At 69.7% G+C, this 23014-nt stretch carries 20 protein-coding genes and 1 riboswitch; of the genes, 14 read left to right on the top strand and 6 right to left on the bottom strand.

Going from position 1 to position 23014, the window contains the following annotated elements:
• Positions 1-106: 106 nt before the first annotated feature.
• The 10 genes from ACFWBT_RS14570 (at position 107) to ACFWBT_RS14525 (ending at position 10390) form a co-directional block, all read left to right on the top strand.
• Complete coding sequence (locus ACFWBT_RS14570) at positions 107-715, top strand: CDP-alcohol phosphatidyltransferase family protein (protein ID WP_385699666.1); 609 nt, start codon at positions 107-109, stop codon at positions 713-715.
• 116 nt (positions 716-831) lie between these two features.
• Positions 832-3327 (top strand): sugar phosphate nucleotidyltransferase, encoded by a 2496-nt coding sequence (locus tag ACFWBT_RS14565; protein ID WP_385699663.1) that lies wholly within the window; start codon positions 832-834, stop codon positions 3325-3327.
• 98 nt (positions 3328-3425) lie between these two features.
• Positions 3426-4334 carry a DUF881 domain-containing protein gene (locus ACFWBT_RS14560; protein ID WP_385699662.1) on the top strand — a complete coding sequence of 303 codons (909 nt, stop codon included), beginning with the start codon at positions 3426-3428 and terminating at the stop codon, positions 4332-4334.
• Positions 4331-4663 carry a small basic family protein gene (locus ACFWBT_RS14555; RefSeq protein ID WP_003988855.1) on the top strand — a complete coding sequence of 111 codons (333 nt, stop codon included), beginning with the start codon at positions 4331-4333 and terminating at the stop codon, positions 4661-4663. Before ACFWBT_RS14560 ends, ACFWBT_RS14555 begins: the two co-directional genes overlap by 4 nt.
• Positions 4664-4668: 5 nt before the next feature.
• Positions 4669-5514: a DUF881 domain-containing protein gene (locus tag ACFWBT_RS14550; RefSeq protein WP_385699660.1), complete on the top strand. Its 846-nt coding sequence runs from the start codon at positions 4669-4671 to the stop codon at positions 5512-5514.
• Between the two features lie 61 nt (positions 5515-5575).
• Positions 5576-6532 carry an FHA domain-containing protein gene (locus ACFWBT_RS14545; protein ID WP_385699657.1) on the top strand — a complete coding sequence of 319 codons (957 nt, stop codon included), beginning with the start codon at positions 5576-5578 and terminating at the stop codon, positions 6530-6532.
• A 42-nt stretch (positions 6533-6574) separates the two neighbouring features.
• The gene (locus ACFWBT_RS14540) at positions 6575-7330 is read left to right on the top strand and encodes a MerR family transcriptional regulator (RefSeq protein WP_385699654.1); all 756 of its coding nucleotides are present in this window, start codon (positions 6575-6577) and stop codon (positions 7328-7330) included.
• Positions 7331-7416: 86 nt separating this feature from the next.
• Positions 7417-7890 (top strand): bifunctional nuclease family protein, encoded by a 474-nt coding sequence (locus ACFWBT_RS14535; protein WP_006123076.1) that lies wholly within the window; start codon positions 7417-7419, stop codon positions 7888-7890.
• A gap of 218 nt (positions 7891-8108) precedes the next feature.
• Entirely contained in the window at positions 8109-8783 is a 675-nt protein-coding gene (locus ACFWBT_RS14530; RefSeq protein WP_385699652.1) for a MerR family transcriptional regulator, read from the top strand.
• 74 nt (positions 8784-8857) lie between these two features.
• On the top strand, positions 8858-10390 hold the full coding sequence (locus ACFWBT_RS14525) for a DNA polymerase IV (RefSeq protein WP_385699649.1): 1533 nt from the start codon (positions 8858-8860) through the stop codon (positions 10388-10390).
• On the opposite strand, the gene ACFWBT_RS14520 is transcribed toward ACFWBT_RS14525, so the two are convergent.
• Positions 10312-10683, bottom strand: a complete 372-nt coding sequence (locus ACFWBT_RS14520; protein WP_351554188.1) for a PRC-barrel domain-containing protein — start codon at positions 10681-10683, stop codon at positions 10312-10314. The two genes, ACFWBT_RS14525 and ACFWBT_RS14520, sit on opposite strands and share 79 nt — an antisense overlap.
• Positions 10684-10797: 114 nt before the next feature.
• Positions 10798-10893, top strand: a riboswitch (glycine riboswitch).
• A 177-nt stretch (positions 10894-11070) separates the two neighbouring features.
• On the opposite strand from ACFWBT_RS14520, the gene gcvP reads away from it, so the two are divergent.
• Positions 11071-13956: an aminomethyl-transferring glycine dehydrogenase gene (gene gcvP, locus ACFWBT_RS14515; protein ID WP_385699647.1), complete on the top strand. Its 2886-nt coding sequence runs from the start codon at positions 11071-11073 to the stop codon at positions 13954-13956.
• A 135-nt stretch (positions 13957-14091) separates the two neighbouring features.
• On the opposite strand, the gene ACFWBT_RS14510 is transcribed toward gcvP, so the two are convergent.
• Together ACFWBT_RS14510 and ACFWBT_RS14505 are read right to left on the bottom strand one after the other, a co-directional pair.
• Entirely contained in the window at positions 14092-14298 is a 207-nt protein-coding gene (locus ACFWBT_RS14510; protein WP_323178830.1) for a DUF5999 family protein, read from the bottom strand.
• Positions 14299-14673: 375 nt separating this feature from the next.
• Positions 14674-15258, bottom strand: a complete 585-nt coding sequence (locus ACFWBT_RS14505; protein WP_385699645.1) for a hypothetical protein — start codon at positions 15256-15258, stop codon at positions 14674-14676.
• A 541-nt stretch (positions 15259-15799) separates the two neighbouring features.
• On the opposite strand from ACFWBT_RS14505, the gene ACFWBT_RS14500 reads away from it, so the two are divergent.
• Positions 15800-17317, top strand: a complete 1518-nt coding sequence (locus ACFWBT_RS14500) for a glutamate--cysteine ligase (RefSeq protein WP_385699644.1) — start codon at positions 15800-15802, stop codon at positions 17315-17317.
• A gap of 144 nt (positions 17318-17461) precedes the next feature.
• Here ACFWBT_RS14500 and ACFWBT_RS14495 read toward each other — a convergent pair whose 3' ends face one another.
• Positions 17462-19231 carry a substrate-binding and VWA domain-containing protein gene (locus ACFWBT_RS14495; protein WP_385699643.1) on the bottom strand — a complete coding sequence of 590 codons (1770 nt, stop codon included), beginning with the start codon at positions 19229-19231 and terminating at the stop codon, positions 17462-17464.
• Between the two features lie 185 nt (positions 19232-19416).
• Between ACFWBT_RS14495 and ACFWBT_RS14490 the strand changes: the two genes are divergently transcribed.
• The gene (locus ACFWBT_RS14490; RefSeq protein ID WP_385699640.1) at positions 19417-20220 is read left to right on the top strand and encodes a CPBP family intramembrane glutamic endopeptidase; all 804 of its coding nucleotides are present in this window, start codon (positions 19417-19419) and stop codon (positions 20218-20220) included.
• 117 nt (positions 20221-20337) lie between these two features.
• Here the strand turns inward: ACFWBT_RS14490 and ACFWBT_RS14485 are convergent, their stop codons facing one another.
• Positions 20338-21168 carry a PhzF family phenazine biosynthesis protein gene (locus tag ACFWBT_RS14485; RefSeq protein WP_385699639.1) on the bottom strand — a complete coding sequence of 277 codons (831 nt, stop codon included), beginning with the start codon at positions 21166-21168 and terminating at the stop codon, positions 20338-20340.
• A 479-nt stretch (positions 21169-21647) separates the two neighbouring features.
• Between ACFWBT_RS14485 and ACFWBT_RS14480 the strand changes: the two genes are divergently transcribed.
• The gene (locus ACFWBT_RS14480) at positions 21648-22283 is read left to right on the top strand and encodes a PadR family transcriptional regulator (RefSeq protein WP_385699637.1); all 636 of its coding nucleotides are present in this window, start codon (positions 21648-21650) and stop codon (positions 22281-22283) included.
• Between the two features lie 108 nt (positions 22284-22391).
• On the opposite strand, the gene ACFWBT_RS14475 is transcribed toward ACFWBT_RS14480, so the two are convergent.
• Entirely contained in the window at positions 22392-22820 is a 429-nt protein-coding gene (locus tag ACFWBT_RS14475; protein ID WP_351554222.1) for an SRPBCC family protein, read from the bottom strand.
• Positions 22821-23014: the final 194 nt, after the last annotated feature.

Here is a 23014-nt window from a genome sequence, read left to right as displayed (position 1 = left end):
TCCGGCACATATTTTCCCCGTGACGCCTCCCCCCTGCGCTGCGGCGTCGGGGCTGCGGGTAAGGTCAGGGGGCATCGTTGGCTCGTTTCCCACAGGAGGCCCCCGGGTGGAGGTCCAGGAGACCCGCGTTCAGACGGACCGGGTCCTCACCATCCCGAACATCCTCAGCATGGCGCGCCTCGTCGGCGTACCCGTCTTCCTGTGGTTGATCCTCAGGCCGGAGTTCGGCGGCCCCAAGAGCGACGGCTGGGCGCTGCTCATCCTCATGCTGAGCGGTATCACCGACTATCTGGACGGGAAGCTCGCCCGGCGCTGGAACCAGATCAGCAGCCTCGGCCGGCTGCTGGATCCCGCGGCGGACCGGCTCTACATTCTGTCGACGCTCGTCGGCCTCACCTGGCGCGAGATTCTTCCGATCTGGCTGACGGCCGCGCTACTGGCACGCGAGCTGGTTCTGCTGGTGATGGTGTGGATCCTCCGGCGCCACGGCTATCCGCCCCCGCAGGTGAACTTCCTGGGGAAGGCGGCCACCTTCAACCTGATGTACGCCTTCCCGTTGCTGCTGCTCAGTGACGCGAACGGCTGGATCGCGTCACTCGGCGCTATTTTCGGATGGGCGTTCGCCGGATGGGGTACAACCCTCTATTGGTGGGCAGGAGTCCTCTACGTGGTACAGGTCCGCCGGTTGGTCCGGGCGGACACCATGGCCGATTGAGCTCGGCCCGATTGGGCGGCTGTAGTGCCCCGATGGCCCGCGCTCGAAAACTGCGGGACAATCAGGACGGGTGAAGTCGGCTGTACCGTCGTCTCTTCAAGGAGGACGCTTCCGACATGAAGGCCGTCGTGATGGCCGGAGGCGAAGGCACACGCCTTCGCCCTATGACCTCAAGCATGCCCAAGCCGCTCCTGCCGGTGGTGAACCGCCCGATCATGGAGCATGTGCTCAGGCTGCTCAAAAGGCATGGACTCAACGAGACCGTCGTTACTGTCCAGTTCCTGGCCTCGCTGGTCAAGAACTACTTCGGTGACGGTGAAGAGCTCGGCATGGAGCTCACCTATGCCAATGAGGAGAAGCCCCTCGGTACTGCCGGGAGCGTCAAGAACGCCGAGGACGCGCTGAAGGACGACGCGTTTCTCGTCATCTCCGGTGATGCGCTCACCGACTTCGATCTCACCGAGCTCATCAATTTCCACAAGGAGAAGGGCGCGCTCGTCACCGTCTGTCTGACGCGCGTCCCCAACCCGCTGGAATTCGGGATCACCATCGTGGACGAGGAAGGCAAGGTCGAACGCTTCCTGGAGAAGCCGACCTGGGGCCAGGTCTTCTCGGACACCGTGAACACCGGTATCTATGTCATGGAGCCCGAGGTCTTCGACTACGTCGAGGCCGACGTCTCGGTCGACTGGTCCGGAGACGTCTTTCCCCAGCTCATGAAGGAAGGCAAGCCGGTCTACGGCTATATCGCCGAGGGCTACTGGGAGGACGTCGGTACGCACGAGAGCTATGTGAAGGCGCAGGCCGACGTCCTGGAGGGCAAGGTCGACGTCGAGCTCGACGGGTTCGAGATCTCCCCGGGCGTATGGGTCGCCGAGGGCGCCGAGGTGCATCCGGACGCGGTGCTGCGCGGGCCTCTGTACATCGGTGACTACGCCAAGGTCGAGGCGAACGCCGAGATCCGCGAGCACACCGTCATCGGTTCCAACGTCGTCGTCAAGACCGGCGCCTTCCTGCACAGAGCCGTCGTGCACGACAACGTGTACATCGGTCAGCACTGCAATCTGCGCGGCTGCGTGATCGGAAAGAACACCGACATCATGCGAGCCGCGCGGATCGAGGACGGCGCTGTCATCGGCGACGAGTGCCTCGTAGGTGAAGAATCGATCATCCAGGGCAACGTCCGCGTCTATCCGTTCAAGACCATCGAGGCCGGCGCCTTCGTCAACACCTCGGTGATCTGGGAGTCGAGAGGGCAGGCACAGCTCTTCGGCGCCCGCGGCGTGTCCGGGATCCTGAACGTGGAGATCACCCCGGAACTCGCCGTGCGCCTCGCGGGGGCGTACGCGACGACCCTCAAGAAGGGCTCCACCGTCACCACGGCCCGTGACCACTCCCGAGGTGCTCGCGCGCTGAAGCGGGCCGTGATCTCGGCGTTGCAGGCCAGCGCCATCGACGTACGCGACCTCGAGAACGTACCGCTGCCGGTGGCCCGGCAGCAGACGGCCCGGGGCAGCGCGGGCGGAATCATGATCCGGACGACACCCGGAGTGCCGGACTCCGTCGACATCATGTTCTTCGACGAGCAGGGCGCCGACCTGTCGCAGGGCGGCCAGCGGAAGCTCGACCGGGTGTTCGCGCGGCAGGAGTACCGGCGCGCGTTCCCCGGCGAGATCGGGGATCTGCACTTCCCGGCCAGTGTCTTCGACTCCTACACGGGATCGCTCCTGCGGAACGTCGACACCACCGGTATCGCGGATTCCGGGCTGAAGGTGGTCGTCGACGCCTCCAACGGCAGTGCCGGACTGGTGCTGCCCAGTCTGCTGGGCAAGCTCGGGGTCGATTCCCTGATCATCAATCCCGGTCTCGACGAGTCCAGGCCGACCGAGACGGCGGACACACGGCGGGCCGGCCTGGTGCGGCTGGGCGAGATCGTCGCGTCGGCGCGAGCCGCTTTCGGAGTGCGCTTCGACCCGGTGGGCGAGCGGCTGTCGCTCGTCGACGAGAAGGGACGGATCGTCGAGGACGACCGGGCCCTGCTCGTCATGCTCGACCTGGTGGCCGCGGAGCGGCGCAGCGGGCGGGTGGCGCTGCCGGTCACCACCACACGGATCGCCGAGCAGGTGGCTGCGTACCACGGCACGCAGGTGGAGTGGACGACCACGTCGCCGGACGACCTGACGAGGGTGGGCCGCGAGGAGACGACGATCTTCGGGGGTGACGGGCGCGGCGGCTTCATCATTCCCGAGTTCAGCGGCGTCTTCGACGGCGCGGCCGCGTTCGTCCGGCTCATCGGTCTTGTGGCGCGGACACAGCTCACGCTCAGCCAGATCGACGCGCGGATTCCGCGGGCGCATGTCCTCAAGCGGGACCTCGCGACGCCGTGGGCCGTGAAGGGGCTGGTGATGCGCCGGGTCGTGGAGGAGGCGGGAGACCGCTTCGTGGACACGACGGACGGCGTGCGGGTCGTGGAGCCGGACGGGCGCTGGGTGATGGTGCTGCCCGACCCCGCCGAAGCGGTCACCCATCTGTGGGCGGAGGGACCGGACGACGCTTCCGCGGAGGCTCTGCTCGACGAGTGGGCGGCCGTTGTGGACAGCGCCGGCCGCTGAAACGATCTTCACTCGTGCGTGTCGGACAAGTGCCCCCAAGGGGGCCTGTCCGGCACGCTGGTGGGGCCATTCGGAGGTAGCACCCGCGACGTGCGACGATGTGCGGCATGCCGCAGCAGCCCCCCGTTCGGAGCAGCCCCCCGCGCCCCCCGCGCCCGGACGCCTCCATGTCGCTGCTCACCAACGTCATGGATCACAGCCTCGACGACGGGTACGCCGAGGCGGCCGCCCGTAGGGAGGCCGAGGGTGCCGGCGGTATGCCGAGGACGCTCCGGTCCAAGCTGGGTCTCGCGGCGGGTCTGGTGCTCGCGGCGCTCGTGGTCACCGTGGGGGCCGCGAACGCGCGGATAGCGGCGCCTGTCGTCGCCAAGGAGCGCCAGGAGCTGATCGACCGCATCGAGCGGGAGACGTCGGCCGCGGACAAGCTGGAGAACAACGTCGACACCTTGCGTGCCGATGTGAGTGCCCGCCAGCGCGAGGCGCTCAAGAAGGACGGCGGCGGTGAGCAGGCCGACCTCGTGAGCATCCTGTCGGGTGCCACGGATGTGCACGGCCCGGGTGTGAAGCTCGTCGTGAACGACGCCAAGGAAGCCAGCACGGGCGGTGACGGCAGCAATCCGAGGGAGACCTCGGGGTTCTCGGACACCGGACGCGTGCGGGACCGTGACATGCAGCGCGTGGTCAACGGTCTGTGGGAGTCGGGCGCCGAGGCCATCGCCATCAACGGACAGCGGCTGACCGCCCTCTCGGCCATCAGGGCCGCGGGTGACGCGATACTGGTCGACAACAAGCCGCTGGTGCCGCCGTACACGGTGCTCGCGGTGGGGGACGGCCAGCGGCTCAGCACCAGGTTCCAGAACAGCGCCGACGGGCTGTATCTGCATGCCCTGCAAGAGAACTACGGCATCAGGACCGGCATCTCCGTCGAGGGGGACGTCCGGTTGTCCGCCGCACCGAGTGTGATCGTACGTACAGCAGAGCCGAGCACAGAGAAGGGCACATCGTGATCGCCGTACTGGGCCTCGTCGTGGGAGTCGTGGCTGGATTGTTGGTCCGGCCCGAGGTTCCGGCGGTTGTCGAGCCGTACCTTCCGATCGCCGTCGTGGCGGCGCTCGACGCCGTGTTCGGCGGTCTGCGCGCGATGCTCGACGGCATCTTCGACGACAAGGTCTTCGTGGTCTCGTTCCTGTCGAACGTGGTCGTCGCCGCGCTGATCGTCTTCCTGGGCGACAAGTTGGGTGTGGGTGCCCAGCTCTCCACCGGTGTCGTGGTCGTCCTCGGCATCCGTATCTTCTCCAACGCCGCGGCGATCCGTCGGCACGTGTTCCGGGCGTGAGGGCGATGAGCAAGAGCAACGAGGACGAAGTCCCCGAGAACCCGCTGCGCAGAGAGCTGCCGGAAGAGGTCTCCGCGCCCGCGGAGGAGCCCGAGCCGGAGAGGGCCGAGGAGAGCGGCGAGCCGTCGCTCTCCGGCCGTCAGAGGCTGGCCAATGGGTTGTGGCCGCCGCGTGTGTCGCGCGCCCAACTCATCGTCGCGGTTCTGCTGTTCGGCCTCGGCTTCGGCCTGGCGGTCCAGGTGGCGTCCAACAGCGACGGCGACAGCGCCCTGCGCGGAGCGCGCCAAGAGGATCTCGTGCGCATTCTCGATGAACTCGACAACCGAACTCAGCGTCTTGAGGACGAGAAGCAGGGTCTCGAGGATCAGCGCACCGAGCTGGAGAACAGCTCGGACCAGGCCGAGGAGGCCCGCAAGCAGACGGTCGAGAAGGAGAAGCAACTCGGCATTCTGGCGGGCACCGTAGCCGCTCAGGGGCCCGGCATCACCCTGACGATCGACGACACGAAGGGGACGGTCAAGGCGGACATGCTGCTCGACGCGATCCAGGAGCTGCGCGCCGCCGGCGCGGAGGCGATCCAGGTGAACGGTGTACGCGTGGTCGCCGGTACCTATCTCGCCGACTCCGGCAGCGGAGTGAAGGTCGACGGGAACAAGATCACCCAGCCCTATCGTTTCAAGGTCATCGGCAAGCCTCAGGACCTTGAGCCGGCGCTGAACATCCCGGGAGGCGTGGTGCAGACACTGGAGAAGGAGCAGGCCACCGTCACGGTGGACCGCTCGACGAAGATCGTCGTGGACGCCTTGCGACCGGCGGAGCGGCCTGACTACGCTCGGTCGTCCTCCCGGTGAACCGGGGTCGCATGGGGACCGCCGGGCGAGGGCATGAGGTTGCGGGGGGTCGGCGCACCGAATGGGTGGTGCGTGGTGGAAACTGTCTGGTGGATACGGACGTTGTGAGGATGTCCGGGTCGACCGGTGTGTTCAATCAGGGTTCGTCCTGCCCCACGGGCGGGTCTGTTTCGGTCAAGGGGAATCGCCCGTGAAGTTGTTTGGGAAGTTGTTCGGCAAGAGCGCGCGAGAGGGCAGCGGTGACAACGCGACTGCCCGGCACCGCGCACCGCGCCAGGGAGACGCGGAGGCGCAGGGCGGAGACCGCCCGCTGTTCCGGGACCAGGTCACCGGTCCCGGTGGTCAGGGCGCGTCGTCTGTTGACCCTGCCCAGCCCGGCCGCATAGGTTTCGGGGACTCGTCAGCCTCAAGCACGGGTGGAGGGTTCGCCCCCGATCCGTATGCGTCCCATGCCCCTGGTGGGCAGCCGCGGCAGGAGGATCCGTCCATGTCGGCCCAGGTGTGTACGAGGTGCGGTAACCGCAACGCGGAGAACAGCCGGTTCTGCTCCAACTGCGGTGCGCCGCTGCGGGGCGCGGCGGAGCGTCCGTCGGAGACGACGTCCACGATCTCCATCTCCGGGATCGAGGCCTACGACGCCGAGGTGACGGGCCAGACGCCGTCGCCGATGCTGTCCCCGGAGGCTCAGGCGGCGGTCGACGCGCTGCCGGTCGGCTCGGCGCTGCTGGTGGTGCGTCGTGGCCCGAACTCGGGCAGCCGCTTCCTGCTGGACGGTGAGCTGACCACGGCCGGACGTCATCCGCAGAGCGACATCTTCCTGGACGACGTGACCGTGTCGCGCCGGCATGTGGAGTTCCGTCGTGTGGCGGACGGTTCGTTCACGGTCGCGGACGTCGGCAGCCTGAACGGCACCTACGTCAACCGGGAGCGGATCGACCAGGTCCCGCTGTCGAACGGTGACGAGGTGCAGATCGGCAAGTACCGGCTGGTGTTCTACGCGAGCCAGCGGGGCATCTGACCCTCCCCCAACTCCGTCCGGGGGGACACCGAGGGAATGTCCATGCTTCAAACACCGAGCGGCGGTGCCGGCAGCGGTACCGCCGCGGCGGACAGTGGGCTGATGAGCATCGGCGCGGTGCTGAACGTGCTGCGCGACGAGTTCCCCGAAGTCACCATCTCCAAGATCAGGTTCCTGGAGTCGGAGGGGCTCGTCGAGCCGCGGCGGACCCCGTCGGGGTACCGCAAGTTCAGCGCGAACGACGTCGAGCGCCTCGGCCACGTCCTGAGGATGCAGCGTGACCACTACCTGCCGTTGAAGGTGATCCGCGAGCACCTGGACGCCCTGGAGCGCGGTGAGCAGGTGCGTCTGCCCTCCGTGGGGCGCCAGCGCGACTCGGGTGAGCAAGAGCCCCTGGGAGACCTCTACGGCGAGCCCGAGGGGCCCACGGCGGCCCGGGTGGGTCGTGAGGAGTTGCTGGCCGCCGCGGAGATCGGCGAGCAGGAACTCCAGGAATGGGAGTCGTACGGGCTGATCGGCCCGTTGCCCGACGGTGTCTACGACGCCGAGGCGGTGACCGTCGCCGCGCTCGTCGTCGAGCTGGGACGCTTCGGGATCGAGCCGCGCCATCTGCGGGCGATGAAGGCGGCGGCGGAGCGGGACGCGGGCCTTGTGGACCAGGTGGTCGCGCCCCTGCGGCGGCACCGCAATCCGCAGACCCGGGCGCACGCGGAGGCCCGTACGAAGGAGCTCGCGGGCCTCACGGTGAAGCTGCACGCGGCGCTCGTGCAGACCGCGCTGGGTGTGCGGCTGCGCTGATCCGGGGTACCGGCGCGGGCTGTGGATCGTCCACCCGTTCTGTGCCCGACTACCCAAACGTCCCGGGCACGGCCTAGGGTTGCTGTGTGAACGAGCTCGATGTCGTAGGTGTCCGGGTCGAAATGCCCTCCAACCAACCGATCGTGCTTCTGCGTGAAGTGGGAGGCGACCGCTACCTCCCCATCTGGATCGGACCGGGGGAGGCGACGGCGATCGCCTTCGCTCAGCAGGGCATGGCCCCGGCGCGACCGCTGACCCACGACCTGTTCAAGGACGTGCTGGAGGCCGTCGGCCAGGAGCTCACCGAAGTACGCATCACGGACCTGCGCGAGGGCGTCTTCTACGCCGAGCTCGTGTTCGCCAGCGGGGTCGAGGTGAGTGCCCGTCCGTCCGACGCCATAGCGCTCGCCCTGCGCACCGGGACGCCGATCTACGGCAGCGACGGCGTGCTCGACGACGCGGGCATCGCGATCCCGGACGAGCAGGAGGACGAGGTGGAGAAGTTCCGCGAGTTCCTCGACCAGATCTCGCCCGAGGACTTCGGCACCAACAGTCAGTGACGCCGGGGAGCGGCGGGAAGCTCCGGGTGGCATTTGCCCGCGGCGAGTGTGGTGTGCCGCGGCCCGTGCCGGGAGCATTCGGCTAGCCTTTCCCCGCGGTAGGGCACGGGAAACCACTCTTAGGGTGATTATCACTCGGCGTGCCGAGTGTGGCGATCGTTGACGCGCCCCTGGTGACTGCCTACCGTCGAGAAGGCAGGTCAAGGACGGAGGTCGGCGTGAGAAGCAGCGGCGACGGTACGGCTGGGGGTGCCCCCGGACGCGGTCTGGGGGAGAGCGGCCCGTACCCTCCCCCAAGCTCTCGGCTCGACTCGAGCAGGGGGCACCCTCATCATGGCGGCGCGGCCGATCAGGTTCCGCGGCGGCCGACGGCAGTGCCCGGTGAAGGAGAGGCTGTTCCCGAGGAGGTCGGTTACCGGGGACCCACGGCGTGCGCCGCCGCGGGCATCACCTACCGGCAGCTGGACTACTGGGCGCGGACCGGGCTGGTCGAGCCCAGTGTGCGTCCCGCCTACGGGTCGGGGACGCAGCGTCTCTACAGCTTCCGGGACGTGGTGGTCCTGAAGATCGTCAAGCGGTTCCTCGACACCGGGGTGTCGCTGCAGAACATCCGCACCACGGTCCAGCACCTGAGGGAGCGTGGCTTCCAGGACCTGGGGCGCATGACGCTGATGAGCGACGGCGCGACGGTCTACGAGTGCACCTCGCCCGACGAGGTCCACGCGTTGCTGCAAGGCGGCCAGGGGGTCTTCGGGATCGCCGTGGGCGTCGTGTGGCGGGACGTCGAGAGCGCCCTGTCGCAGCTGCACGGAGAGCGCGTGGACACAGGTGAGACGCTCCTCGGGCACAATCCCGCCGACGAACTGGCGCGGAGACGCAACCGCGCGGTGTGACGCGTGGGACCTTCGATGACGTGATGCCCCGGCGTGCCGGGGCATTGTCAGTGGCGTAGGGCAGCATCGGACATGTGAGAACCGCGCCCACGATCCTGCATCTCGACATGGATGCCTTCTTCGCCTCGGCGGAGCAGGCGTCCAAGCCGAGCCTGCGCGGGAAAGCCGTCGTCGTGGGCGGACTCGGACCGCGTGGGGTCGTCGCCACCGCCTCGTACGAGGCCCGTGTCTTCGGGGTGAACTCGGCTATGCCCATGGCCCAGGCACGCCGACGCGCTCCGAACGCGGCCTATCTCGTGCCGCGCTTCGGGCTCTACCGGGAGGTCAGCGAGCAGGTGATGGGGCTGCTGCGGGCCCTGTCGCCGCTGGTGGAGCCGCTGAGCCTGGACGAGGCGTTCGTGGATCTGGAGGCGGGCGGGACGGCCTGGGACGACGCCTCGGCGCGGCTGGCCGGTGCCAAGCTGCGCGCGGACATCCGGGCGGTCACGGGGCTCACGGGGTCGGTGGGGCTCGCCGCCTCCAAGATGCTGGCGAAGATCGCCTCGGAGCAGGCCAAGCCCGACGGTCTCGTGCTGATCGAGCCGGGCACCGAGCGCGCGATGCTGGGGCCGATGTCGGTGAGGACGCTGCCGGGCGTGGGCCCGGCGACCGGCGACCATCTGCGGCGGGCGGGCATCACCACCGTCGAGGAACTCGCCGAGGCGGGCGAGGACGAGCTCGTCCGCCTGCTGGGGAAGGCTCACGGGCACGCGCTGTTCGCGATGGCGCTGGCCCATGACGACCGGCCCGTGGTGGCCGAGCGGGAGACCAAGTCGGTGTCGGTCGAGGACACGTACGACGTGGACATCCACGACCGGGTCCGGGTGGGGCTGGAGGTGGCGCGGCTCGCGGACCGGTGTGTGCGGAGGCTGCGCGGGGCCGGACTGTCGGGGCGGACGATCGTGCTGAAGGTGCGCAGGTACGACTTCTCGACGCTGACCCGGTCCGAGACGCTGCGGGGGCCCACGGACGATGTCGGAGTCGTGCGGGAGGCCGCCGCACGGTTGCTGGAGGGCGTGGACACGACCGGAGGCGTACGTCTGCTGGGGGTCGGCGTCTCCGGGCTCGCCGACTACACGCAGGAGGATCTGTTCGCCCAGGCTTCTGCCCAGGCCCAGGCCTCTGCCCAGGCCCAGGCCTCTGCCGAGCCGACGGCCGAGGAACATCCGGCGGACGAGCCCGCGGAAGGTGCCGCCGCGGAGGAGGAGGCGCCGGCCGAGCGGCGGTGGCCCTCGGGACACGACGTGCGGCACGCCGAGCACGGGCACGGATGGGTTCAGGGGAGCGGGCTGGGGCGGGTCACGGTGCGGTTCGAGACGCCCTACTCCGAGCCCGGGCGGGTGCGGACGTTCCGGACGGACGATCCGCGGCTGGAACCGGCGGATCCGCTGCCGCTGGTGGAGCGAAGAGCCGAGACGGCCGACGAGCCGCCGGCGGGTTCCGGGCCGGGGGCGTCGGAAGCCGGGACGCAGGATCCGGACCCGGGGTCTCAGGCGTCCTCCGTGCCGGCGAGCCGGCCGAAGTCCCGGTCCGGGGGCGGGGGAGGGGCCGCCACGTCGAGGCCGTAGTGGTGGTAGAGCTGGAGTTCCTGTTCGGGGGAGAGGTGACGTCCGACACCGAAGTCGGGGGCGTCCTTGATCAGGGCCCGTTCGAAGGGAATGCGCAGGGTCCCCTCGACGACTTCGCTCGGCTCCAGGGGTACGAAGGCGTCTCTGCTGAACAGGCCGGTGCGTATGGCCGCCCACTCCGGGACACCGGTCGCGTCGTCGAGGTAGACCTCGTCGATCGTGCCGATCTTGGTGCCGTTGCTGTCGAACGCCTTGCGGCCGATCAGGTTGCGCGGATCGATGTCGGTCTGCACGGTCCCTCCACGTGGTCGCAAACTCATCCGTAAGTACTACAAAAGAGCACATTAGGGAAGGCGGCCACTCGAAGCTCGTGTCTTGTCCTCGCTGGTAGGCTGGCAGACGGCTGCTGATCCCGTGCGGGAGAGTCCTCCAGACTTCACCGGAGGCGCCGAAGGAGCAAATCCTCCCCAGAATCTCTCAGGCTCACGTACCGCACGGACGAGGTCACTCTGGAAAGCAGAGCGGGTGCCGATGGCCTCCGCTCTCACCGACGGTGAAAGCCGGACCGTCCAAGGACGCTCCGGTGAAACTCTCAGGTTGAGATGACAGAGGGGGAGGCCGTCGGGGTACCCGTGCCGGGGTGCCCCTCGAAGGTCGCGTCAGACCAGGAGGCCTCCGCCATGACCGCCCCTCGCATTTCGCTCTCCGAGCTCGAACAGGGAATCCCCTTCGAGCAGCGCCACATCGGGCCCGACTCCGAAGCACGGGCCAAGATGCTCGCGCACGTCGGATACGGCTCGCTCGACGAGCTGACGGCCGCCGCGGTGCCGGACGTGATCAAGAACGTCGAGGCCCTGAAGCTGCCGGCCGCGCGCACCGAGGCCGAGGTACTGGCCGAGCTCCGTTCCCTCGCGGACCGCAACCAGGTGCTCGGCTCGATGATCGGCCTCGGCTACTACGGCACGTTCACGCCGCCGGTGATCCTGCGCAACGTCATGGAGAACCCGGCCTGGTACACCGCGTACACGCCGTACCAGCCGGAGATCTCGCAGGGCCGTCTCGAGGCGCTGCTGAACTTCCAGACCGTCGTCGCCGAGCTGACCGGACTGCCGACGTCCGGTGCCTCGCTGCTCGACGAGGGCACCGCCGCCGCCGAGGCGATGGCGCTGTCCCGCCGTATGGGCAAGAACAAGAAGGGCCTCTTCCTGGTCGACGCGGACGCGCTGCCGCAGACCATCGCCGTCATCGAGACCCGCGCCGAGCCGACCGGTGTCGAGGTCGTCGTCGCCGACCTCGGCGAGGGCATCCCGGCCGACCTGGCCGGGCGCGAGATCAACGGCGTGCTGATCCAGTACCCGGGCGCCTCCGGTGCCGTACGCGACATCAAGCCGATCATCGAGCAGGCGCACGGGCTCGGCGCGGTCGTCACCGTCGCCGCCGATCTGCTCGCCCTGACCCTGCTGACCTCGCCCGGCGAACTCGACGCGGACATCGCCGTCGGTACGACGCAGCGCTTCGGTGTGCCGATGGGCTTCGGCGGACCGCACGCCGGTTACATGGCGGTGCGCGAGAAGTTCGCGCGCAGCCTCCCCGGCCGGCTGGTCGGTGTGTCCGTGGACGCCGACGGGCACAAGGCGTACCGCCTCGCCCTGCAGACGCGTGAGCAGCACATCCGCCGTGAGAAGGCGACCAGCAACATCTGTACGGCTCAGGTGCTGCTCGCCGTGATGGCCGGTATGTACGCCGTCTACCACGGTCCCGACGGCCTGCGGACCATCGCGCGGCGTACCCACCGCTACGCCACCCTCCTGGCCGCGGGTCTCACCGCCGGCGGCGTCGAGGTCGTGCACGGCGCGTACTTCGACACGCTCACCGTGCGGGTCCCGGGCCGCGCCGCCGAGATAGTGGCCGCCGCCCGCGACCACGGCGTCAACCTCCACCCCGCCGACGGCGACCATGTGTCGATCTCGTGCGACGAGACGACCACGCGCGCCCAGCTGGCCGCCGTGTGGACCGCCTTCGGCGTCGACGGCGACATCGAGGCGCTGGACGCGAGCGCGGAGGACACCCTGCCGGCCGCGCTGCTGCGCACCGACGAGTACCTCACGCACCCCGTCTTCCACGAGCACCGCTCCGAGACCGCGATGCTGCGCTACCTGCGCAGGCTCTCGGACCGTGACTACGCGCTCGACCGCGGCATGATCCCGCTGGGCTCCTGCACGATGAAGCTCAACGCGACCACCGAGATGGAATCGGTCACCTGGCCCGAGTTCGGGCAGCTGCACCCCTTCGTGCCCGCCGAGCAGGCACAGGGCTACCTGACGCTGATCCACGAGCTGGAGGACCAGCTCGCCGAGGTCACCGGCTACGACAAGGTGTCGCTCCAGCCCAACGCCGGTTCGCAGGGCGAGCTGGCCGGTCTGCTGGCCGTCCGCGGCTACCACCGCGCCAACGGTGACGACCAGCGCACCGTCTGCCTCATCCCGTCCTCCGCGCACGGCACCAACGCCGCGAGCGCCGTGATGGCCGGCATGAAGGTCGTCGTCGTGAAGACCGCGGACGACGGTGAGATCGACGTCGAGGACCTGCGCGCCAAGATCGAGCAGTACCGCGACGAGCTGTCGGTCCTGATGATCACGTACCCCTCGACGCACGGAGTGTTCGAGGAGCACGTCGCCGACATCTGCGCCCAGGTCCACGAGGCCGGCGGCCAGGTCTACGTCGACGGCGCCAACCTGAACGCCCTGGTGGGCCTCGCCAAGCCGGGCCACTTCGGCGGCGACGTCTCGCACCTGAACCTGCACAAGACCTTCTGCATCCCGCACGGCGGCGGCGGTCCGGGCGTCGGCCCGGTCGGTGTGCGCGCGCACCTGGCGCCGTACCTGCCGAACCACCCGCTCCAGCCGGAGGCCGGTCCGGAGACCGGTGTCGGCCCGATCTCGGCCGCTCCCTGGGGCTCCGCGGGCATCCTGCCCATCTCCTGGTCGTACGTCCGGCTGATGGGCGGCGAGGGACTCAAGCGCGCCACGCAGGTGGCCGTGCTCTCCGCGAACTACATCGCCAAGCGCCTGGAGCCGCACTACCCGGTGCTGTACACCGGCCCCGGTGGCCTGGTCGCGCACGAGTGCATCATCGACCTGCGCCCGCTCACCAAGGCGACCGGCGTGAGCGTCGACGACATCGCCAAGCGTCTGATCGACTACGGCTTCCACGCGCCGACGATGTCGTTCCCGGTGGCCGGCACGCTGATGATCGAGCCGACCGAATCCGAGGACCTGGGCGAGGTCGACCGGTTCTGCGACGCGATGATCGCGATCCGCGCGGAGATCGAGAAGGTCGGTTCGGGCGAGTGGGCCGTGGACGACAACCCGCTGCGCGGGGCGCCGCACACCGCCGCCGCGCTCGGCGGCGACTGGGAGCACCCGTACAGCCGCGAGGAGGCCGTCTTCCCGGCCGGTGTCTCGGCCGCCGACAAGTACTGGCCGCCGGTGCGCCGCATCGACCAGGCGTACGGCGACCGCAACCTCGTCTGCTCCTGCCCGCCGCTGGACGCCTACGAGGACTGATCAGCGCTCGGCACGGAAACGCCTACGGGGAGTAATCACCCTCGGACATGCGTCGGGGCCGGTTCGGAGAGTACGTCTCCGGGCCGGCCCCTCGTGTGTCTGGGCGGCCTGTCACGGCCGCCCGGGTCGTGCGGCTCAGGCGGCGGTCATCACCGGCGCGCCGCCCAGCGGGCGGTGCGGGGCGATGATCTGGCCGTCCGGCAGGAGCTCACCGGTGTCCTCGAAGAGCAGAACGCCGTTGCACAGCAGGCTCCATCCCTGCTCCGGGTGGTGCGCCACAAGGCGGGCGGACTCCCGGTCGGCTGATTCGGCTGAGGGACACGGCGGCTGGTGCTGGCACATGGATGGGATCTTTCGCTGGGTCGAGTCGTGAGTGATGGCAGTGGTGTCTGTCGTGCGGCTTGAAGTGCTCATGGCCGCCCCCCGTTGGTGTGTGGTCCGGAACCCAGTGTTGCCCCACGGGCGTGAATCCGCAGGGATTTGCGGGCACCGCTTCTCACAGGTTCATGACGCGTCACCCGTGCGGAGGGTTCACCTCAACTGCATTGTCCTTCTGGGTGGTTCGAGGTGGCCCAATAGGGCTAGTCAGGTCGGACCCGGAGCGCGTTCTCCCTCGTACGAGCGCTATGAGGCCCTAACGAGCGAGCGGCATTCCCGGTCGGTGACAGCGACGTGCCCCGCGGCCGGGTGACGGCGGCGGGGCACGGATGTCGAGGTTCAGGCGGGCGAGCTGAGCAGGGGCCCGGGGGTGACCCGGTGGGTGAGGACCGGCAGCAGTTCGGCGACGCGGTGCGGGCGGTGTGCGGCGATGCCGGGCGGGGCGGGCGCGAGCGGGACCAGGAGGTCGGTGGCGGCCGGATGACCGGTGGCGCCGTCCGCCGTGCAGTCGCCGTGCAGCCAGAGGGTGAGCATGTACAGCTCGGGTACGGACAACAGGCGCGCCTGGTAGGGCTGTTGCATGGTCTCGGCCTGCCGTACGGCGTGTTCCGTCGCGGCGATGTAGGGGCCCTCGAAGAAGCGTGAGAACGCCCAGCCGTCGGCGGTCAGCATGGTGTCGGCCGCGGCCACGGCGCGCTCGCCGCAGCGGATCAGGAAGCGCCACCCGGCGAGCCGGGTGGCGGAGGCGCCCTCCGGAGTGATGCGGTCCAGGACGTGGACGGGCAGCGGGAGTTCGGGAGTGGCGGGTCCCTGCGCCAGGCGCAGGGACGGGGTACGGGCTTCGCGGACAGCGGTGGGGGAACCGAGTGCCGTGAGAACGGTGCGCAGGGCGGGCGCGGGAGCCGGGGGTACGTGCAGCGGCATGGTGGGTCGCCTCTCATTCGACAGGCACAGTGGCGCGAGGGCGGGGGCGGACGGCGCTGTCAGCTCTCGGGTCAGAGGGGCGAGGGGTCTGGATCTGCCGACAGGTTGTCGCCTGTCGCCGTCACCGAGACGACAGGACCTAGGACCGCGAGCGCCAACTCTCTGCCTCGGTAGCGGAGTTTATACGACGCGTGTTCAGACGGTGTTTCGTCTAGTCGTCCCGAATATGAAGAGCAAGTCGCTATTCGGTCGATGAAATGAGGAGTTCATCCCGATTCTGCGCGCTCGAACCGCGGTGACCTCGGAATACCTCGCCGGAGCGGTCGGCCGATTCTCGTCGGCGTTTTTCACGAGATCATGTCGGGCGGTAAACTTGCGTATTGCTTCATGCCCGGTGAATGTGCCCGGGGACCGGAGTCCAGCGTAGCGGTCGAAGAGCGCGCGGGGGACGTTATGGATCGCGTTGCCTGGGCATCATCCCCCGTGACCCGGGACGCCAGGGCCGGACCGTCGGCCTGCCCATCCGAGGAGGGACACTTCGATGGGGGAGAAGGTCGTGGCAGGGACGTTCGGCCTGTCCGATCGGCAGCGCTACCGCGACAAGCTCCGGCAGTGTCTGACGGGGCTGGAGCGACTGCTGGAGGAGAAGCGGTTCGACCGCCCGAAGAACCTGATGGGGCTGGAGATCGAATTGAATCTCGCAGGCCCCGACGGCATGCCGAGGATGATGAATGCGCAAGTACTCGAAAGGATTGCGAGCCGCGATTTCCAGACAGAACTCGCCATGTTCAACCTGGAGGTCAACATAGCCCCACACCGTCTGGGCGGCCGGGTATTCGACCGGCTCGCCGAGGAGATCCGCACTTCGCTCGCGTATGCCCATCGGAAAGCCAGCGAGGTCGACGCCGGAATCGTGATGATCGGCATTCTGCCGACGCTCGGCCGGGACGACCTGGTGTCCTCGAACCTCTCGGACGTCGACCGCTACACGCTGCTCAACGACCAGATCGTGGCCGCGCGCGGAGAGGACTTCGAGCTCGACATCGACGGTGTCGAGCGCCTGGTCTGCAGGTCGGCATCCATCGCGCCCGAGGCCGCCTGTACCTCGGTGCAGTTGCATCTCCAGGTCACACCGGGCCGTTTCGCGGATGTGTGGAACGCCGCGCAGGCGGTCGCCGCCCCGCAGGTCGCCGTCGGAGCCAACTCGCCGTTCCTGTTCGGGCACGAGCTGTGGCGGGAGTCGAGGCCCCCGCTCTTCCAGCAGTCCACCGACACCCGGCCGCCGGAGCTGCGTGCGCAGGGCGTCAGACCGCGCACCTGGTTCGGCGAGCGGTGGGTCACCTCGGCGTACGACCTCTTCGAGGAGAATCTGCGGTTCTTCCCGCCGCTGCTGCCCATCTGCGACGAGGAGGACCCCATCGGTGTCCTCGACGCCGGGGGCGTACCCAAGCTCGCCGAGCTGGTGCTGCACAACGGCACGGTGTACCGCTGGAACAGGCCCGTGTACGGCATAGCCGACGGCGTCCCGCATCTGCGCGTGGAGAACCGGGTGCTGCCCGCGGGCCCGACCGTCACCGACGTCATCGCCAACGCCGCCTTCTACTACGGGCTGGTCCGCGCGCTCGCCGAGGAGCCGCGACCGGTGTGGACACGGATGTCCTTCGAGGCGGCCGCCGCCAACTTCGACGCGGCCTGCCGGCACGGCATCGATGCGCGCCTGGAGTGGCCGCGGCGCGGCCGTTACGGCGGAACCACGCAGGTGGACGCCGCGAACCTGATCCGCGACGAGTTGCTGCCGCTCGCGGCCGCCGGGCTCGACGCGTGGGGTGTCGAGCCCGCCGACCGGGACCTCTACCTGGGCGTGATCGAGGGCCGGTGCCGGCTGCGCGTCAACGGCGCGACCTGGCAGGCGGCCACCTTCCACCGGGCCCTGGAGAAGGGGCTCGGGCGGGATGCCGCGCTGGCCGCCACGACGCGGCGGTACGGCGAGCTGATGCACCTCGGGGAGCCGGTGCACACCTGGCCGGTGGGCCTGCCCGAGCCGGTTCCGCTGGGGTGACGCGGGGCGGAGCGCCGGTGCCCTCCGGCTGACGCGGGGACGCCGGAGCCGGTACCGAGGGTGGCTCCGGGCCCGCGTCCTGGGCGGCCGTCGCATGCCGGCGACTCCGCCCGCGAGGCCGGGTGGAGGCCGAGGGAGTGGTCGTCAGGCCGGGTTGTTCGCTCCCGCCGCCACGATCGCCTTGAGCATCGCCGAGTGGATCTGCGAGGGCTCGTTGACCCGCTGGCCGGAGCCGCCGGTCGCCTTGGCGATCTGATCGACCTCCCGCTTGTCGGTATCGGGGCCCACCGCGATCGCGATCAGCGCCACCGGGCGGTCCGGGTCCGCCAGTTTCCGCAGCTCGGCGACGAGTTCGGACCGGGAGATGCTGCCGGGGTCCTTGTTGACCCCGTCCGTGAGGACGACCAGCGCGTTGAACCGGCCCTTGGCGTAGGAGGCGACGGCCGCCTTGTACGCGGCGAGTGTGGTGTCGTACAGACCGGTGTCCCCGTCCGGGACCGGCTTGAGAGACCTGAAGGCCGTCGACAGCTTCGCGTGCTGGGTGCCGGCGCCCTTGCCGCGGCCGAGTCGCTCGGTCGGCACGAGCACGCGGTAGTCCTTGTCGCCGTCGAGCTTCGTGGAGAACTTCCACAGCCCGATCTCGTCCTCGGGGGTGAAGGTGGCGAGCGCCTGGAGGAGGGCCGTCCTGGTGACCTCCATGCGGGACCGGTCGCTGCCCGGTACCAGCTCGGACATCGAGCCGGAGGCGTCGACGACCGTGGTCATCCGGGCGTTCTCCACCGTGATCGTCCACAGGCCGAGGGCCTCCTGCACGGCCTCCGCCGACGACGGTCCGGTCAGGACGCGCGCGTACGGCTGCGGAGAGCTCCCGCCCGCCCCGGTGACCAGCGTGTCCGACGGGTTCTCCGCATCCGTGCGGAAACCGAACATCCGCAGGAACTGCCGAGGTGCCGGCTCCTCGAGCAGCGTCATGAACCGCAGGGCCGCACGGCTCTCGTCCGTGCTCAGCCGTGGGCTGTCGACCAGCGTGTACGGGTAGTCGAGCAGCGGCGCGCCGTCCTCGGGGTAGAAGAGGTCGAGGCCGGCGTCGGCGTTCCGCGAGGCGTTGTGGGTGAACGCCGCCTGCTCGGAGAGGATCAGCGCCTGATTGCGCCCGGCATCGCTCCGACCGGTGCCGGAGGCGTCGCGGAGCAGGGTGTCCAGGACCTGGGTGTCGCTGTCGGACGTGCGCCGCGAGAGGGTCTTCGCCATGGCGGCGGCCTGGGTGTCCCCGCCCTTGACCCGGGCGGCGGCCGCGCTGAGCCGGGTGAGCGCGAGCAGTCCCGTCGAGCTACGGGCGGGATCGGCCGTGCCCAGCCTGAGCCTTTCGTCCGCCGTCGGCGACCCGGCCAGCTCGGTCCAGGTGTACGTCTTCCTGGGCCAGCCCAGCGCCTTGGCGGCAGAGGGGACCATGGCGACGCCGATCGGTGAGGAGGCGACGTTGCCCGCGCCGGTGACCTGAGTCGCCGTGCTGGTCTCGGCGACCCGCTGCACCCACACGTCGGAGTCCGGGACCCAGACCTGTGCGTCGGTCCTCTTGCCCGACCGGAGTTCGTCGGCGACCTTGTAGGACTCGCGCGCCCTCACGCTGACGTCGAGACAGCGGCCGTCGGAGGTGATGTTCTTCTCGCGGGCGTCCTCGGCGGTGGCCCTGAGCGCCGGCGCGATGTCCGGCGAGGCGACCACCTCGATGTGCACGGCGTCGTCCTGGCAGGAGCCCTCGAAGGAGAGCAGGCCCCCGCGGACCGCGACGGCCGTGCCTCCGGCGACGGTGAGGACGAGCGCCGTCGCGACGGCCGCATTGCGGCGGCGTGCGCGGGTCCGGGGGTCGGCGGTGCCCGCCCGGTACGCGTCGGGCAAGCTGTGACGTCCCATGACGGTGATGTTCCTCCCAAGTGAGGCCTGAGCCGTGAGAGAGCCGTAGAACAGGCAAGGGGGAAGTACACCCCGTACGGCGCCCGCCCCCCAACGGCCTGTCGCGCACGATCTTCGCAACTTCTTTCGAGACCCTAGCGGGGCGAAGATGGGGATGAGGCGGGATTACCCAACTGGAGGCGGGAGTGCAGGTGGAGGCTGGGTCGGTGGGGGATTCCATTCCGGGGACGGAGGGGCTGACACGACGGATTCTCCGGGACGAGACGCTGCTCGTCCTGGCGCTGTCGCTCGGCGCGAGCGGAGTGTCCGCGCTGATCAGTTTTGTCGGATCGGTCACCAAACCGGGGGGTCTCAAGGACCAGGCGGCCACCCTCAACGCGTCGGCGGCGCCGGGCCGTCCCTGGCTCGATCTGGCCTGGCAGCTCTTCGGTATCGCGTCGGCTCTGGTGCCGGTCGCGCTCGTCGCGCACCTGCTGATGCGCGAGGGCAAGGGGATGCGGGTGATCGGCTTCGACCGGACGCGTCCCTGGCCTGACCTCGGACGGGGTGCCGTGGTCGCGGCGGTGATCGGCAGTACGGGGATCGCCTTCTATCTGGCGGCACGCGGGTTCGGCGCCAACCTCACGGTGGTGCCCGAGGCGTTGCCGGACGTGTGGTGGAAGTTCCCGGTGCTGATCCTCTCGGCCGTGCAGAACGCCGTGCTGGAGGAGGTCATCGTCGTAGGGTATCTGCTGCGTCGGCTGGGGCAGTTGGGCTGGACGCCGGGGACCGCACTGGTGGCGAGCGCGGTGCTGCGCGGCTCGTACCACCTCTACCAGGGCATCGGCGGGTTCGTCGGCAACATGGCGATGGGCGTGGTCTTTGTGTGGCTGTACCGGCGTTGGGGCCGGGTCGGGCCGCTGGTGGTCGCGCACTCGCTGCTCGACATCGGGGCCTTCGTGGGGTACGCGCTGCTCGCGGGCAAGGTGGGGTGGCTCCCGACGGCGTGAGCCGAGCGCCGGGACCTGATCCCGACGGATCGCGAAGGGGCGTACGACCATCTCGTACGCCCCTTTCGCGCGCTGTTACGCGAGCGCCGAGGGCTGTTACGCGAGCGCCGAGGGCTGTTACGCGAGCCCTGAGGGCTGTTGCGCGAGCAGCTCACCGTCGATGACGGTGACCGCGTGCCCGGTCAGGAGGGTGCGGTCGCCGCGCACTTCGGTGCGGACCAGGCCGGAGCGCGGGGAGGCCTGCAGGCCGGTGAGACCGGGCCGGCCGAGGCGCTCGGACCAGAACGGGGCGAGCGCCGTGTGGGCGCTGCCGGTGACCGGGTCCTCGTCGATGCCGACGTTCGGGAAGAAGCAGCGGGAGACGAAGTCGTAGCCCCGGGAGGGGTCTTCGGCGCGGGCGGTCGCGATGATGCCACGCGCGGAGTAGCGGGCGAGTGCCTTGTGGTCCGGGGCGAGACCTCGGACCGTCTTCTCGTCGGCGACCTCGACCAGCAGGTCACCGGTGTTCGGGCCGGTGTCGAGGGTGGCGAGCGGCTCGGCGCCGAGTGCCTCGGCCACGCCGTCGGGGAGCTCGACCGGGGTGAGCGGCGCGGTCGGGAAGTCCAGGGTGATCGAGCCGTCGGCGTCGGGCGTGGCGACGAGGACACCGCTGCGGGTGGCGAAACGCACGGGGCCCTCGTGGGCGCCCGTGCCACGCAGGACGTGCGCTGCCGCCAGGGTCGCGTGCCCGCACAGGGCCACCTCGGTGGTGGGGGTGAACCAGCGCAGCGCCCAGTCCGCCTCGCCGCCGTCGGGAAGACGATGCGCGAACGCCGTCTCCGCGTGGTTGACCTCCTTGGCCACGTTCTGGAGCCAGGCGTCGTCCGGGAAGGCGTCGAGGAGGAGGACCCCTGCCGGGTTGCCGGCGAAGGGACGGTCGGTGAAGGCGTCGACGATACGAATGCGCATGTGCCGAAGTTAGCGCCCGCGGGAAGCCGGGGGACAAGGCCAATCCGGGGGATCTGGACTGTTGTCGGCCCGGGCGGGTGGTGAGGGCGGCGGGAGAGGCGCAGTGGGCGAGGGCGGGAAGCCGAACCGGCCGAGTGGAACGAGGCCGACGCGGGCCTCAAGGCGTGCGCGCACCCGGCGGTCACGGCCCGGCTGGGCCGCAACTGGTGCCTCGACGTCGGCCATTCCCAGGCTCGGACCATGTCGGCGTGTGGCTGCCGGGACCGCTCTTGACCGGCCCGAGCCTGTGTCCCGGGCGAGGGCGGTCGGATGCGCCCGGGACACGGGCACGCGCGCGTCGGCCGGGTCGAGGACCGGAGGAACGCCCGCTCCTTGAGCGAGCCAGGCAGCGCTGTCGCTCTCAAGGGGTTGTCATCAGAACAGTCCCGATATATCGTTGACGCATCGCGACCGATCAACGATGGAATGGAGTGATTGCGATGCGTTCCCGTGGAGAAGACTTCGGATACGAACAAGGACATGGACACCACGGCGGCCCCGGCCATCGAGGTCGGGGCGGCTTCGAGGGGCGGCGGGGGGCTTTCGGGCCTTTCGGGCCGGGTGGTCCCGGTGGCGGCCCCGGCTTCGGCCCGGGTCCCTGGGGCGGGCGCGGCGGCCGGGGCGGGCCGCGGGGGAGGGCGCGGCGCGGCGACGTACGAGCGTCGATCCTCGCCCTGCTCAAGGACCGGCCCATGCATGGGTACGAGATGATCCAGGAGATCGCCGAGCGCAGCGGCGGGGCATGGAAGCCCAGCCCGGGTTCGGTGTACCCGACCCTTCAGCTGCTCGAGGACGAGGGCCTGATCGCCAGCGAGGCCGAGGGCGGCAAGAAGCTGTTCGCCCTCACCGAGTCCGGCCGCAGCGCGGCCGACGAGGGCCCCGACGCGCCGTGGGAAGAGGCCGGACGCGGGGTCGACTGGGAGACGCTGCACGAGATCCGGCAGGCCGGGTTCGGCCTCATGGAGGCCTTCGGCCAGGTCTGGAAGACCGGCAGCAAGGGCCAGCGCGACAAGGCGCTGGCGGTCATCAACGACGCCCGCAAGAAGCTGTACCTGATCCTCGCCGACGAGGACTGACGGCGTGCTGTGGTACCTGCCGGCGCCCCGTGGAAGTGTTTCCGCGGGGCGCCTTTCCGCATACGGAGCGCCGAGCGCCGCTTCGGGTCACGAGCGGCCGTGCGAGGCTCAGGCCACCAGCCCGGCCAGTTTGCGCAGCGACTCGTCGAGGGCGGCCGTCGCCGAGTCCTTGAGCTTGCCGGCCATCAGCGAGACGGCCGCACCCGTGAACTCCCCGTCAATGCGCACGGATGTGGCGTCGCCGTCGGGGGTGAGCGTGTAACGCGTGGTGACGTTCACCGACATCGGGCCCTTGCCGCGGATGGCCAGCGTGCGGCCGGGCTCCAGTTCGTCGATGGTCCAGGTGACCTCGGCCGGGAAGCCCATGAGCTTCATGTTCTCCGTGAAGGTGCCGCCCACTTCGAGCTTTTCCGGGCCGCCCTTCGGGAAGTTGGTGTGCGTCGCGTTCCACTCGCCGTACGCGGACCAGTCCGTGAGCTGGGCCCAGATCTTCTCGGCGGGCGCCTCGATACGTGCTTCCGCGCTGACTTCGGCCATGCGACCACCCCTTCGTGTCGGGCGCTGCGCCCGGCGCAGCTACGGTGTCGCGGAACGTAGTCGCAGGTCGTGGAACATTCAATACTGATGAACCGTCAGAAATTGTGGAGGCCCCGGAGGGCGAGCCTCGGTGCCGCCCGGTCGTCTTCGGGGCGCGGGGCAAGGCGGCGCGCGCTCTTTGGGGGATATCGGCG

This window comes from Streptomyces sp. NPDC060027 (genome assembly GCF_042737005.1).
Lineage (GTDB): Bacteria > Actinomycetota > Actinomycetes > Streptomycetales > Streptomycetaceae > Streptomyces.
This window is presented reverse-complemented; position numbering and strand designations above follow the sequence as displayed.

Bases quoted from the DNA above. Each gene is read 5' to 3' on its own strand.
- ACFWBT_RS14500 (WP_385699644.1), top strand. From the start codon at position 15,800: ATGGGGGAGAAGGTCGTGGCAGGGACGTTCGGCCTGTCCGATCGGCAG.
- ACFWBT_RS14510 (WP_323178830.1), bottom strand. From the start codon at position 14,298: ATGTGCCAGCACCAGCCGCCGTGTCCCTCAGCCGAATCAGCCGACCGG.
- ACFWBT_RS14550 (WP_385699660.1), top strand. From the start codon at position 4,669: ATGAGCAAGAGCAACGAGGACGAAGTCCCCGAGAACCCGCTGCGCAGA.
- ACFWBT_RS14485 (WP_385699639.1), bottom strand. From the start codon at position 21,168: ATGCGCATTCGTATCGTCGACGCCTTCACCGACCGTCCCTTCGCCGGC.
- gcvP (WP_385699647.1), top strand. From the start codon at position 11,071: ATGACCGCCCCTCGCATTTCGCTCTCCGAGCTCGAACAGGGAATCCCC.
- ACFWBT_RS14545 (WP_385699657.1), top strand. From the start codon at position 5,576: ATGGGTGGTGCGTGGTGGAAACTGTCTGGTGGATACGGACGTTGTGAG.
- ACFWBT_RS14480 (WP_385699637.1), top strand. From the start codon at position 21,648: ATGCGTTCCCGTGGAGAAGACTTCGGATACGAACAAGGACATGGACAC.
- ACFWBT_RS14495 (WP_385699643.1), bottom strand. From the start codon at position 19,231: ATGGGACGTCACAGCTTGCCCGACGCGTACCGGGCGGGCACCGCCGAC.
- ACFWBT_RS14565 (WP_385699663.1), top strand. From the start codon at position 832: ATGAAGGCCGTCGTGATGGCCGGAGGCGAAGGCACACGCCTTCGCCCT.
- ACFWBT_RS14560 (WP_385699662.1), top strand. From the start codon at position 3,426: ATGTGCGGCATGCCGCAGCAGCCCCCCGTTCGGAGCAGCCCCCCGCGC.
- ACFWBT_RS14505 (WP_385699645.1), bottom strand. From the start codon at position 15,258: ATGCCGCTGCACGTACCCCCGGCTCCCGCGCCCGCCCTGCGCACCGTT.
- ACFWBT_RS14475 (WP_351554222.1), bottom strand. From the start codon at position 22,820: ATGGCCGAAGTCAGCGCGGAAGCACGTATCGAGGCGCCCGCCGAGAAG.
- ACFWBT_RS14540 (WP_385699654.1), top strand. From the start codon at position 6,575: ATGCTTCAAACACCGAGCGGCGGTGCCGGCAGCGGTACCGCCGCGGCG.